General features: G+C 58.4%; 11 protein-coding genes. 6 read left to right on the forward strand and 5 right to left on the reverse strand.

Annotated elements, in window-relative coordinates:
• Positions 1–85: 85 nt before the first annotated feature.
• A complete protein-coding gene (locus tag AC2FIO_RS04190) occupies positions 86–535 on the reverse strand; it encodes a methyltransferase family protein (protein WP_282168805.1) in 450 nt (149 codons plus the stop codon).
• Between the two features lie 217 nt (positions 536–752).
• Between AC2FIO_RS04190 and kynU the strand changes: the two genes are divergently transcribed.
• Positions 753–1,946, forward strand: a complete 1,194-nt coding sequence (gene kynU / locus AC2FIO_RS04195; RefSeq protein ID WP_496695864.1) for a kynureninase — start codon at positions 753–755, stop codon at positions 1,944–1,946.
• Here kynU and AC2FIO_RS04200 read toward each other — a convergent pair.
• Complete coding sequence (locus tag AC2FIO_RS04200; protein ID WP_496695866.1) at positions 1,939–2,517, reverse strand: TetR/AcrR family transcriptional regulator; 579 nt, start codon at positions 2,515–2,517, stop codon at positions 1,939–1,941. The genes kynU and AC2FIO_RS04200 overlap by 8 nt on opposite strands.
• Before the next feature lie 99 nt (positions 2,518–2,616).
• Between AC2FIO_RS04200 and AC2FIO_RS04205 the strand changes: the two genes are divergently transcribed.
• Both AC2FIO_RS04205 and AC2FIO_RS04210 read left to right on the forward strand, forming a co-directional pair.
• Complete coding sequence (locus tag AC2FIO_RS04205; protein ID WP_282168808.1) at positions 2,617–3,081, forward strand: (2Fe-2S)-binding protein; 465 nt, start codon at positions 2,617–2,619, stop codon at positions 3,079–3,081.
• Positions 3,082–3,084: 3 nt separating this feature from the next.
• Entirely contained in the window at positions 3,085–5,325 is a 2,241-nt protein-coding gene (locus AC2FIO_RS04210) for a xanthine dehydrogenase family protein molybdopterin-binding subunit (RefSeq protein WP_496695867.1), read from the forward strand.
• A 46-nt stretch (positions 5,326–5,371) separates the two neighbouring features.
• On the opposite strand, the gene AC2FIO_RS04215 is transcribed toward AC2FIO_RS04210, so the two are convergent.
• The 3 genes from AC2FIO_RS04215 to AC2FIO_RS04225 all read right to left on the reverse strand — a co-directional run bounded on the left by AC2FIO_RS04215 (position 5,372) and on the right by AC2FIO_RS04225 (position 8,960).
• The gene (locus tag AC2FIO_RS04215) at positions 5,372–6,151 is read right to left on the reverse strand and encodes a gamma-glutamyl-gamma-aminobutyrate hydrolase family protein (protein ID WP_496695868.1); all 780 of its coding nucleotides are present in this window, start codon (positions 6,149–6,151) and stop codon (positions 5,372–5,374) included.
• 225 nt (positions 6,152–6,376) lie between these two features.
• On the reverse strand, positions 6,377–6,802 hold the full coding sequence (locus tag AC2FIO_RS04220; protein ID WP_496695869.1) for a GlcG/HbpS family heme-binding protein: 426 nt from the start codon (positions 6,800–6,802) through the stop codon (positions 6,377–6,379).
• A 25-nt stretch (positions 6,803–6,827) separates the two neighbouring features.
• A complete protein-coding gene (locus AC2FIO_RS04225) occupies positions 6,828–8,960 on the reverse strand; it encodes a malate synthase G (protein ID WP_496695871.1) in 2,133 nt (710 codons plus the stop codon).
• 206 nt (positions 8,961–9,166) lie between these two features.
• On the opposite strand from AC2FIO_RS04225, the gene pepN reads away from it, so the two are divergent.
• The 3 genes from pepN to AC2FIO_RS04240 all read left to right on the forward strand — a co-directional run bounded on the left by pepN (position 9,167) and on the right by AC2FIO_RS04240 (position 13,537).
• Entirely contained in the window at positions 9,167–11,719 is a 2,553-nt protein-coding gene (pepN, locus tag AC2FIO_RS04230; RefSeq protein WP_496695878.1) for an aminopeptidase N, read from the forward strand.
• Positions 11,716–12,144 carry a hypothetical protein gene (locus tag AC2FIO_RS04235; RefSeq protein WP_058274358.1) on the forward strand — a complete coding sequence of 143 codons (429 nt, stop codon included), beginning with the start codon at positions 11,716–11,718 and terminating at the stop codon, positions 12,142–12,144. The genes pepN and AC2FIO_RS04235 overlap by 4 nt, the downstream gene beginning before the upstream one ends.
• Positions 12,145–12,274: 130 nt before the next feature.
• The gene (locus AC2FIO_RS04240; protein ID WP_496695880.1) at positions 12,275–13,537 is read left to right on the forward strand and encodes a hypothetical protein; all 1,263 of its coding nucleotides are present in this window, start codon (positions 12,275–12,277) and stop codon (positions 13,535–13,537) included.
• The last annotated feature ends 16 nt before the right edge of the window (positions 13,538–13,553 follow it).

Here is a 13,553-nt window from a genome sequence, read left to right on the forward strand (position 1 = left end):
GTATTGTTTGTTAAGCAAAGGTGTATCCTGCGCAACATTATTTCGCAAGCGCAGCATTATTACGTTGTGTCATTACCACATCACCTCATATCCATCGGCGGGTTTGGCGTTCATATCGGGCAAAGTCGGCGCGAAAAGTTCTGCGCATTCTGTCCTCTTCTGGCACGATGAAACGACGTTCCAGAAGCCATACAAATATTGGAATCAGAACCAAGGACGCAACCGCATCAAACCGCAGGATCAGGCCGGCTAAGATCAGCACATCGCCAACGTATATGGGGTTTCGGCTACGCTTGAAGATCCCCGATTGCACCAGCGATGTAGGCGTTTCATGCGGAATGATCGTGGTGCGATGACGGCGAAACTCGGCCGCAGCCAGGACGATCAGGATAATGCCGCCCCCGATCAGAACCCCGCTGAGCAAATCAACAAACCCATTGTCGAGCGACAAACCCATTGGGAAATGCCGCGCCTGCAGCCATGCCAGCACCGCAAAGCCCAGCAACCACACCGGAGGGACGTCGATTTTTCGCATGTCTGGCAGTCTTTCTTATCCGGGCGAAACAAAGTGTCGCTTTTGCCCGATGACCTACCGCTTTTTGCCGGAAATAGCAAAATCACAGTTGGTCGCAGCCGCGCAATCGACGCGGGTCCGGACATGGCTGCAGAGAGGGTCTTCGATGATGGACAGCCGCTTTTGGATCAGATAGCCATTTTGCATCAACAATTGCACACACAATGATGAGAAAACGATGACCGACTTTGCCGCGACAAAAGCCATGTTCAACCTTCCCCAAGGCGTCGTTTATCTGGACGGAAACTCGCTTGGACCGCTGCCCCGAGCCGCCGGAGATCGGGTCAGTGGCATGATGGTTCAGGAATGGGGGCAGATGCTGATCACCGGCTGGAACAAGGCAGGCTGGATGGCGATGCCGACCGGTTTGGGTGATCGCATCGGACGGCTGATTGGCGCAGAACCCGGTAGTATCGTCACCGGTGACACCCTGTCGATCAAGGTTTACCAGGCCGTTGCTTCAGCGCTGGAATTGTGCCCGGACCGCAAGGTCGTGCTTTCGGACAACGGTAACTTTCCTTCCGACCTCTACATGGTGGATGGCCTGCTTCGCTCACTCGGGCCGGAATATGAACTGCGCGTCGTCGCACCGGAAGACGTAGCTGACAATGTGACCAAGGATGTAGCCGTTTTGATGCTGACCGAGGTGGATTACCGCTCGGGCCGGATCCACGACATGAAAGCTTTGACAGAACTTGCCCATGCAAACGGTACAGTGACAGTCTGGGACCTAGCCCATTCAGCTGGCGCGATTCCCGTCAATTTGGCGGCATGCAATGCAGATTTCGCGGTTGGTTGCACCTACAAATACCTGAACGGCGGGCCGGGTGCGCCCGCATTCATCTATGTCGCCCCGCGCCTGACGGGACAGGTGCGCCCCGCTTTGTCCGGGTGGTTGGGCCACGAGTCGCCTTTTGCCTTTGATCTGGACTATCGCGCCGGCAACGGGATCGAAAGAATGCGTGTCGGTACGCCTCCGATTCTTCAGATGGTCGCCCTATCCGCAGCGATGGACATATGGGATATGGCTGACATGCAGGACGTACGGACCAAATCCATTGAATTGACCGAGTTGTTCATCAAACGTGTCGAAGCCGCCTGCCCCGATTTGCAACTGGCAAGCCCGCGTGATCCTGCCCAGCGCGGTAGTCAGGTGTCTTTCCGATTTGCCGACGGCTATGCCGTCATGCAGGCCCTGATTGCCCACGGTGTGATCGGAGACTTCCGCGCGCCTGACATCATGCGGTTTGGCTTCACGCCGCTGTACATTGATGAGCAGGATGTTGAAAATGCAGTCGGAATCTTGGCGGACATCATGCAGAACCGACTGTGGGACACCCCAGAATTCAAGGTGCGCCAGCGGGTTACCTGACTTCTAGCCCTGCCCCTACCAGAGCGGCAAACTGGGCAACACGGGTTTCATATTCTTCCGCGCCAATAGCGCTTGCCTTCAGCCCTTTCAGAGTGGCCGTTATCGTTTTGGCCGTCTCGTCTGCCTCCACCTGCAATCTGACTCGCCCGGCCTGATCTTCGCGCTTCAGCCACTCGGCATATAGGCGCGCAAGCTTAGCCTCGCCTTGCGATATGATTTCTGACGACATGGATTTGGTCGTATCCAACATTTCAAACCCATGTGGGGACGCTAGGATGGTGGCCATCCCTTCGGTTTGAGCTTGAACCGCGCCCTTGAAAATGTCCGAAACTGAGCCCGGTTTGGTCAGCGCCGCAGCCACTGCAACGCTTTTCGCGGCATAGTAGAGTTCGGTCAGCTTAGTGACGATCGCCTCTTTATTTTTAAAATGCAGATACACTGCCGGACGGGACATCCCTGCGCCCTGCGCTATGTCATCCATCGAGGTCTTGCGGAATCCATAAGTCGCAAAGGCCCGAAACGCCGAGTCCAGGATCGCCTGTTGCCGTGAATCTTCAGTTACATCTGCCATCCCCGAACTCGTGACACTTTTTGTTCATTTTGTCAATTGACATACTGACACTTTTCACCAATTATGTCAGAGACCAGCCACAGTTACGAGAGGTGCGCCATGGCGACCGCCCTTAAGATCAATGGAACGCAACATCAGGTTGACCTGCCCGATGACGTCCCCCTGCTTTGGGTTCTACGGGATGAGGTCGGCTTGACTGGCACCAAATTCGGCTGCGGCGTGGCCGCTTGCGGGGCGTGCACCGTGCACATTGACGGCGAGGCTGTGCGTTCGTGCCAAGTGGCCCTGTCCGATGTCTGGGGCGATGTGACCACGATTGAAGGCATTGGTACCCCGGACGCGATGGCCGCGATTCAGCAGGCCTGGGTCGATCATCAGGTGGCGCAATGCGGCTACTGCCAGTCGGGCCAGATCATGCAGGCCGCAGCGCTGCTGGCCGAGAACCCTGCGCCTTCGGATACCGATATCGACGATGCCATGCAGGGCAATTTGTGCCGCTGTGGCACCTACCCCCGCATCCGCGCTGCAATTCACGACGCGGCATCCAAGCTGAAAGAGGCATAAACGATGGCATCTGTTGGAAAAATCCTCCGTCGTACGTTCCTGATCGGCTCGGCCGCGATTGTCGGCGGCGTGGCATTCGGCGCCTATTACGTCAGCCGTCCGGCCGCCAATCCGCTCAAACCTGCTAAGGGCGAAACCGCGCTCAGCCCCTTTGTTCTGATTGATCAGCAAGGCGTCACCCTGTTCGCCCCGCGTGCTGAGATGGGACAAGGTGTAATGACCACGTGGGCGGCGCTGATCGCAGAAGAACTGGATGTGGAACTGGACCAGATTCGCGTTCTGCACGGCCCTGCAGCGACGGCCTACTACAACTCTGCCCTGATTGGGGAAGGCTTGCCGAACAAGGGTTATGACATCTCGGGCTTCCAGCACAATCTGGGGGAAGCGCTGGGTGTGTTAGGTCGAACGCTGGGCCTGCAAGTTACCGGTGGCTCGACCTCGATGAAGGACGGGTTCGAGCGTATGCGCGAGGCGGGTGCGACCGCGCGCGAAACGCTGAAACAGGCCGCTGCCGACCGTCTGGGCGTGGATCGTGCGCAACTGAAAACCGAGAATGGTGCTGTAGTCGCGCCGGACGGGACGCGCATTCCTTACACTGAGCTTGCCGAGGCTGCCGGCCAGATTGAACCGCCGGAAGTCGAACTGCGCGACCCGTCCAACTGGCGCTTGCTGGGGCGGAGCTTGCCGCGTGTGGATGCGGTCGGCAAATCCACCGGAACGGCTGAGTTCGGGATCGATGTGCGCCCCGAGGGTCTGAAATTTGCCTCGGTCCGGATCAATCCCAAGCTGGGCGGCGAGATGAAGGGTTTTGATGCCAGCGCAGCCGAGCAGATGCCGGGCGTGGAAAAGGTGGTTGATCTGGGCAATGGCATGGCTGTGATTGCCACCAACACATGGCTGGCCATTCAGGCGGTCGAGGCGATTGACGTAGATTGGGGCGACGCCCCCTACCCGCCGGAAACCGACGCCATTTTCACCGAAATTGCCAATGCATTCGACGCGTCACCCAATTCGACCATGCGCGATGACGGAGACGTTGACACTCTGCCCGACGGCGCCACCGAAATCACGGCCGAATATACGGTGCCCTATCTGGCCCATTCCACGATGGAGCCGATGAACGCCACCGCGCTGTTCACAGGCTCGGCGCTGGAACTGTGGTGCGGCAATCAGGCCCCGACGCTTGTCCAAATACGCGCGGCCAACACGGCCAACCTGGACAAAGAGGCCGTTCAAATCCACACCACCTATCTGGGCGGAGGGTTTGGCCGCCGGGGTGAGCTGGACTTTGGCGAGATCGCCACAAAGGTCGCAATGGCCATGCCCGGCGTTCCTGTCCAGACCACCTGGAGTCGTGAAGAAGACATGCGCCACGACTATTATCGCCCCGGCGCGATGGCCCGTATGCGCGGTGCTGTCAAAGACGGTCAAGCCGTTCTGATTGACGGCAAGGTCGCAGCGCAATCCTGCACGCAACAAGCGGTTCAGCGCTATACCGGCTTGCCGGCTGGCGGCCCTGACAAAGTGCTGGTCGAAGGTTTTTTTAACCAGCCCTACGCGGTGCCAAACTACCGCATGAGCGGGCACATTGCAGATCTGGATATTCCGGTTGGCTTCTGGCGTTCAGTCGGAAACAGCCACAATGGCTTCTTCCACGAGACCTTCATGGACGAGATGGCCCATGCCGCAGGACGAGATCCGCTGGAGTTCCGCTTGGAACTGGCCAAAGCCGAGCACGCGCCATCGGCAGGCTGCCTACAGGCCGTGAAAGAGATGTCCGGCTGGACCGGAGAAACCCCGGACGGTGTCGGGCGCGGTGTGGCGATGACCTATAGTTTTGGCACGCCGGTCGCACAGGTGATCGAGGTCGTCGATGAGGACGGCACTATCCGTATCGCCAAGGCATGGATCGCCTGTGACGTCGGTTTGGCCTTGGACCCCGGCACAGTCGAGGCACAGATGTTCGGCGGCATGATTTATGGCCTGTCGGCGGCCGTGATGGGTGAGATCACATTCTCGGACGGCGAGGTCGAACAGTACAACTTCCCCGACTACGACGCTCTGCGGATGCACAATGCTCCGGTGACACAGGTGAAAATTCTGGAAACGAACCACCACATGGGTGGCGTTGGCGAACCGGGGACACCCCCGTCCATGCCCGCGCTCGGCAATGCCCTGTTCGACCTGACGGGTGAGCGCGCCCGCACTCTGCCTTTGATCAATCAGTTCAATCTGCTGGTTTGATCGCGCTGCGCCGGTCCGAACTCTCTCTCTCGGATCGGCGCAGGAATTACGCGGATTGTTGGACCAGCGCCCTATCCGAACCGGTTGCCCATGCATGTACAGCAGCACCGAACGCCTTGAATAAAGGGCGGGACACGGGATCATTTTCGGCGTCCCATTCCGGGTGCCATTGCACTGACAATGTAAACCCGGGTGCGTCCTGAATATAAATCGCCTCGGGCGTTCCATCGGGTGCTTGACCATCAATCACAACCCGACGCCCAACCGATTTGATCCCCTGTCCGTGCAAGGTGTTCGTCATCACTTCGGTCGCGCCCATCAGGTGGTGGAATACACCGCCTTCGTTCAGCGCAACGACATGTCGCAGGGCAAATTTCTCTTCCAGGGTCCCATCGGGCGGCATGCGGTGGTTCATCCGACCCGGCAGATCGCGAATTTCCGGGTACAGTGTCCCGCCCATCGCCACGTTGACCTCTTGGAACCCTCGACAGATGCCAAAGAAGGGCTGCCCACGCTCCACACAGGATCGCACCAGCGGCAGGGTAATAGCATCGCGCGCCCGGTCAAATTCGCCATGGGCCTCAGTCGCGGACTCGCCGTATTCCTCGGGGTGGACATTCGGGCGCCCGCCGGTCAGCAGAAATCCGTCGCAGACCTCAAGCAGCTCATCGACCGAGACATAGCGCGGATCGGCTGGGATCAGCAGCGGCAGACAGTCCGAAACATTGGCAACCGCGTCTGAGTTCATCGTGCCACCGGCATGGGTCGGATATTGATCATTCATCAAGTACGAGTTGCCGATGATACCGACGACGGGTCGAGACATGCTGCGTTCCTGCGTTTTCTGTTTGCTTTCCAAAAACTATCGACCGCAAGAACAGCGCGCAATAGCACAGGCCCTGCGTGTCAGCGCAAGCTCTTGTTCAACTGTGCACATGTTGGAAAATGATCGCGCTTTGTCTGGTACTTTGGCCATTGCCCGTTTTTGTGGCTTTGCACGAACATCGCATTGGGGCGGAGAGCCCAAAAGGCTCTCCGCCAGTCATCAGGTTCAGATCTCGCCAATCAGGCCGGCAGTTTCGATCCCGGCCAATGCCGCTGCGGCATCATTGTCGGACGTATCGCCGGTCACGCCGACCGCACCGATCACCGCGCCCTTTTTGTCGCGCAGCAACACACCACCCGGAACCGGCACAACCTGCCCACCATAGACGCCATTCACAGCTGCCATGAAATAGGCCTGCGCTTCGGCCCGCTGCATCTGCGCTGTGCCGGCCAGACCAAGCATCACCGAGCCATAAGCCTTGCCATGCGCAATCGCGAACCGACCAGGGGCCGCGCCGTCTTCGCGTTCGAACGCGATAACATGACCGCCTGCATCAAGAACGACGACGGAAAGGGGTTTCAGCTCCCTTTCGTGCCCCTTCTCAAGGGTCTTTCGGATGATGGTGCGGGCTTTGCGGAGGGAAACTCCCATGTCGTGTCCTATCGTTCCTGATGGTTTAAAGGCTGGCTTTTAGTTCCAGACGGCGGGCATGCAGGACCGGCTCGGTATAGCCCGAGGGTTGCACACGCCCCTTGAAGACCAGATCACAGGCCGCTTGGAAAGCAATTCCGTCGAAACCGGGTGCCAACGGGCGATAGTCTGCGTCATTTTCGTTCTGGCGATCCACCACAGCGGCCATTTTTTGCATCGCAGCCATGACCTGCCCTTCCGAGACAATATCATGGTGCAACCAGTTGGCCAGCGCCTGAGATGAAATCCGGCAGGTCGCGCGATCCTCCATCAGACCGACATCGTTGATATCCGGCACCTTCGAACAGCCAACACCCTGATCAACCCAACGCACCACGTATCCAAGAATGCCCTGCGCGTTGTTCTCGATCTCGCGGGTGATCTCGTTCTCGCTGAGGTTTCGACCGCCCAGCAACGGAATGGTCAGCAAATCCCCCAGCGTCCCCCGCGCGCCACCGGCAGCCAGTTCATCCTGGCGGGCCAGCACGTCAACCTTGTGATAATGCGTCGCGTGCAGTGTCGCGGCCGTCGGCGACGGCACCCAGGCACAGGTCGCGCCGGATTTCGGGTGGCCGATCTTCTGCTCCAGCATGTCGCCCATCCGGTCGGGCATAGCCCACATGCCTTTACCAATCTGCGCCTTGCCCTTCAGGCCGCAGGCCAACCCAATATCTACGTTGCGATCTTCATAAGACGCAATCCAGGGCGTGTTCTTGATGTCGCCCTTGGGCAGCATTGGCCCGGCTTCGATCGAGGTGTGAATCTCATCCCCGGTCCGATCAAGAAAACCTGTGTTAATAAAGGCTACCCGCGATTTCGCAGCGCGGATGCATTCCTTGAGGTTGACCGACGTGCGGCGTTCTTCATCCATGATGCCCAGCTTCACAGTGTTGCGCGAAAGGCCAAGGATGTCTTCGACCATGTCAAAAATCTCAACCGAGAACGCGACTTCTTTCGGGCCGTGCATTTTGGGTTTCACCACATAGACCGAGCCTTGGACCGAATTTCCGCCGTCACGCTTGAGATCGTGCATGGAGATCAGCGTCGTGCAGAGCGCATCCATCAACCCTTCGCCGATCTCATTGCCCTGTTCATCCAACACAGCAGGGTTTGTCATCAAATGCCCGACGTTGCGGATCAGCATCAGCGAACGACCCTTCAAGCTGCCTGTCTCACCGGATGCCGTTGTAAAGCTCAGGTCTTTGGCAAGTTTGCGGGTGAAAGTCGTGTTGCCCTTGTTCACCTCTTCGGTCAGGTCACCCTTCATCAACCCAAGCCAGTTGCCATATGCCACCACCTTGTCAGCGGCATCGACGCAAGCGACCGAATCCTCGCAATCCATGATGGTCGACAAGGCCGATTCCAGACGCATATCGGCAATACGCGCCGGATCAGTGGCCCCTATAGCGCTGTGTCCGTCGATCCTGATCTGAATGTGCAGCCCGTTGTTGCAGAGCAGTACCGCATCCGGTTTGCCCGGATCTCCGTCGTAACCTACAAATTGTTTAGGATTGGCCAGAGTTGGCATCAGCGCGCCGTCCTGTACGCTCAGATCTGAGACATCAGCCCATGACCCGAAAGCCAGCGGCACTGCGTCATCCAAGAACCCTTTGGCCCATGCAATCACCCGCGCGCCCCGCGCTGCGTCGTAGCCGCCAGCCGCGGGCAGATCACCCATCGCATCCGTTCCGTAAAGCGCATCATAAAGGCTGCCCCAACGTGCATTGGCTGCGTTCAGTGCAAATCGCGCATTGGTAATCGGAACAACAAGCTGCGGTCCGGGGATCGAGGCGATCTCGGGGTCGACATTGGCGGTTTCAATCTGGAAATCCGCACCTTCCTCAACCAGATAGCCGATCTCGTGCAGGAAAGCCTGATAGGCCTCGGCATCGTGGTCCTGGCCTTGGCGCTCAAGATGCCATGCATCGACCTTACCCTGAATGTCCTGCCGCTTGGCCAGAAAGGCGCGGTTCTTGGGGCCAAGCTCGGCGACCATGCGCGCCAGACCATCCCAGAAGGCATTTGCTGTGACACCGGTTCCCGGCAGGGCTTGGCCTTCGATGAACTCGGCCAGAACCGTATCCACCTGCAATCCGCTGCGCGCCTGTCTGCTGCTCATTTTGTTTCTCCCGGGAATGTGCACGACTGTATGCCGTCAGCATTTAGGACGAAAGTTTCCGATAGGCAACGTGCGCCGCAGCGTCGCGGTCAAAAAGACTTACCAAAATCAATTTTCGGGACATTCCGACGCGCGGATCGCACCGCTTGCAGCCAACCGCCACAGCCCATACGTTCGCGCAAACACAAAATCACGCGAGGCCCCTGATGCGCGACGCTGCCCCAACGACGATCTATCTGAAAGACTACACACCCTTTGGTTATCTGGTGGACAGCGTGCACCTGACGTTCGACCTCGCCGCCCACGCAACCCGCGTCACCTCTCGCATTGCATTTCGCCCGAACCCGGAGGCCAGCGACAAGACGTTCTTCCTGCACGGCGAAGACCTCAAGCTGATCCGCGCATCCATCGACGGCGCGGATATCACCCCCGAGATTACCGACAAGGGCATGACCGTTGTTACCCCCGACGCGCCGTTTATCTGGGAGGCCGAGGTTGAGATCGATCCCGGCAATAACACGGCGCTCGAAGGCCTATATATGTCGAACGGCATGTACTGCACTCAGTGCGAGGCCGAAGGTTTCCGCAAGATCACCTTCTACCCTGACCGCCCTGATGTGATGTCCACCTTCACTGTGCGCATCAATGGTGATCTGCCTGTTTTGCTGTCCAACGGCAACCCTTCGGGCAAAGGCGAAGGTTGGGCAGAATGGACCGACCCGTGGCCCAAACCCGCTTACCTGTTCGCGCTGGTCGCGGGCGAGTTGATCGCCCATCCCGGCCAGTTCACCACCATGTCGGGTCGCGATGTGGAGCTGAACCTCTGGGTCCGTCCCGGCGATGAAGGTAAATGCGATTTCGGTATGGAAGCCCTGAGGAAGTCCATGAAATGGGACGAAGACGTCTATGGTCGGGAATACGATCTGGACGTTTTCAACATCGTTGCCGTGGACGATTTCAACATGGGCGCGATGGAGAACAAGGGGTTGAATATCTTCAACTCATCCGCTGTTCTGGCCAGCCCCGAAACCTCGACCGATGCCAATTTTGAACGGATCGAAGCGATCATCGCGCATGAGTATTTCCACAATTGGACCGGCAACCGGATCACCTGCCGCGACTGGTTCCAACTGTGCCTGAAAGAAGGGCTGACCGTTTTCCGGGATGCGCAGTTTACCTCGGACATTCGCTCGGCCCCGGTAAAGCGGATTGAGGACGCCATCGACCTGCGCGCGCGGCAATTCCCCGAAGATAACGGGCCCTTGTCGCATCCAGTCCGGCCTGAGAGTTTTCAGGAAATCAACAACTTCTACACCGCGACCGTCTACGAAAAAGGTGCCGAGATCATCGGTATGCTGAAACGTCTGGTTGGTGATGAGGCCTACTCAAAGGCCTTGGATCTGTATTTCCTCCGCCATGACGGACAGGCCTGCACCATTGAAGACTGGATCAAGGTGTTTGAGGACACCACCGACCGCGATCTGAGCCAGTTCAAGCGCTGGTACAGCCAATCTGGCACGCCGCGCGTGACAGTGAGCGAAGATTGGAATGACGGCACATATACGCTGACATTGGCGCAGCACACCGAAGAAACACCTGGGCAGTCCGAAAAGCTGCCGCAAGTGATCCCTGTCGCGGTGGGTTTGCTTGGACAAAATGGTGTCGAAGTACGCGCGACCGAAGTTCTGGAACTGACTGAGGCGAAACAAAGCTTCCAATTCACTGGGCTGGCGGCAAAACCTGTGGCCTCGATCCTGCGAGATTTCTCGGCCCCTGTGATCCTTGAGCACGATCACACTGACGCCGAACGCGCCTTCCTTCTGGCCCACGACACTGATCCTTTCAATCGGTGGCAGGCGGGACGGTCATTGGCGCAGGACACGCTGTTGCGCATGATCCTCGAAGACGCAACGCCGGGTGCGGATTACTTGGACGGGGTGCTGGCCGTTCTGCGCGACGGCGAATTGGACCCGGCGTATCGCGCCCTGATGCTGGGTCTGCCTTCCCAATCCGAACTGGCCGCTGCGTTGTTCGACCGGGGTGAAACACCTGACCCGATGGCGATCTGGACAGCGGTAGAAACACTGCGGCAGGCAACAGCCCAGCACGTTCAGGATCTTCTACCGCGTTTGCACAGCGAAACCTTGATTGAGGCGCCATACAGTCCCGACGCAGACCAAGCCGGCAAACGTTCGCTGGGCAATGCCGCACTGGCCCTAACATCCCGGCTTGATGGTGCGGCAATGGCGGCCGAGCAATACGCGGCGGCTGGCAACATGACGCAGCAGCTAAGCGCGCTGTCCTGCCTGCTGCGCGCAAGCAAAGGCGAGGCCGAGCTTTCTGCATTCTACGAACAATGGCAGCACGACCGCTTGGTGATGGACAAATGGTTTGCCCTTCAGGTCGGGATGGCCTCGCCGGCGGCCACGGCAGACATCGCCCGCACCCTGACCGAGCACGCCGATTTCAACTGGAAAAACCCCAATCGTTTCCGGGCGGTGATGGGTGCGCTGGCGATGAACCACGCCGGTTTCCACCGCGCAGATGGTGCGGGTTATGCGTTGCTGGCCGACTGGCTGATCAAACTGGACCCTGTCAACCCGCAGACCACGGCGCGGATGTGTTCGGCCTTCCAGACCTGGAAACGCTATGACGCGGACCGTCAGGACCTGATCCGCGCACAGCTGACCCGCACCGCAGAAACGCCCGACCTGTCGCGCGACACGACCGAAATGGTTTCGCGCATTCTAAACGCATGACAGAATTCAAGTTTACACGTCAGAACCGGGCACCGCGCACTGTCGGTGTCCTGATCTGCGTTTATGCGGCCTTGCTGGCACTTGTGATCCTGTTCGACGCGGCATGGTGGCTGATGGCGCTGTTGGCGTTGCCTACGTTACCGGCCATTTGGGATATTGCGCAGAACACCAGCGCAGGGCTGGTTCTTGATCAAAACAAACTGCGCTGGTTTACCGGCACCCGTGAGGCCGAAATTGATCGTTCGGACATTGATTATGTTCGCTTTGACACGCGTTGGGATTTCTCGGTGCGCGTTTCTCTGATTTTGAGATCCGGCAAGCGGATTCGGCTGCCTGATGAGTCGTCTCCGCACCACAGGGACTTCGAACAGGTCCTGCAACAGGCTGGTTTTCGAATTGAACGTCATCACTTCGTCACATTTTGAAACAATAGGTTCATTTTTGAAAGATTAGAGGCAAATGCTAACCGGTCCCCTTCAAAGACCTTGAATTTGACACCGATTACGGCAAAGCTCTTACCCTCAAGTTTCTGGTTTGTTTGTTTCGAGTGCCGCCATGTTCTGGTTTTTTAGGGACCGTTCGTCCCGTTCCCGATCTTCTATTGCTCATCCCGCTGCATCCGGCGCGTATTTCGCTGACCCGGCTGTTTCGCCCGTGTTACCGGACCAAGGGCAACTGAACATCCCATTGGCTGATGTTCAGGCCCAGGATGAGATTGGGCGCAGCTCGATAGAAAAAGGCCGTTTCCTCGCCAGGCAGGATCGCTGGGCAGAATTGTCCGACCTGATGCACAAAGCAGACGACGCACGGGAAACTGCACCCGACGGCATGCCTGTCGCGGAATTGCTGGCGTTTGGGGCGCGGGCCGATGTGGTTCTGGCGGCAGAACATGCGCTGTCCGATGCCAAAGCGCTATCAGAGTTTGACGTCCTGAGCGGCATTTCCGAATTGGAAGACGAGATGCGCGCGCATTCGTGTGACCCGATGATCGCCTTGGTTGTCGCTTTGGCCCACATTGATATGGCATGGGCATGGCGCGGTACGACGAACGAAGCAACCCTGCCCTCGCTGCACCAATCCCGCTGCGCCGCCCATTTCGATCGGGCAGCTGCAATCCTTCCCAATTGTCGCGAGGCCGCAGCGGACAGCCCCATTGTCGCCTCGGCTGGCTGCGCAATTTTGGCAGGTCAGCGTAGAGCCAACACACGGGTGGCGGATGAATACGAGCGGTTGATTAAGCTCGACCCGTTGAATCATCGGCACATGCGCGCGATGGGGACCCACCTGCTGCCGCGCTGGTTCGGAAGCTATGGCGAGCTCGAGGTCCAGGCGCTGCGTATGGCGGCTCAGACCCGGGACATCTGGGGGGCCGGAGGCTATACTTGGGTTCAGTTCGACGCAATTGCCCTGGACGAAGAGGCCTGCGCGCGTCTGGATGTCGATTTCTTCCTGGAAGGCATGCACGATATTCTCCGTCGGCGTCCTGACCAGCAAACCGTCAACATGTTGTCTGCCTACTGCGCCATCACGATCCAGAACGGTGCTGGCCAGTGCGACAAGGCTGATCTGGTGCGCAGCCAGATACACCAGGCTGCAAACTGGCTGATCCGCGATCACCTGACAGAACTGCACCCGTTGATTTGGGCCCATGCAGCAAATGGGTTCAACAACAGTGTTCGGATCAATTCACCCGAACGGTTCGCGGCCCGCGGGCAGCGCGATGCCCTGCGTGCAATTGGCGATCTGTTCCGCGATGAGCTGCGCAGCGGATTGGATGTGACGTTTACTCCGACGGGTTTGCGCCTGTCCGGGCACTGATTCCCCCTTGCCCCTA

This window comes from Ruegeria sp. CDSB086 (assembly GCF_059611065.1).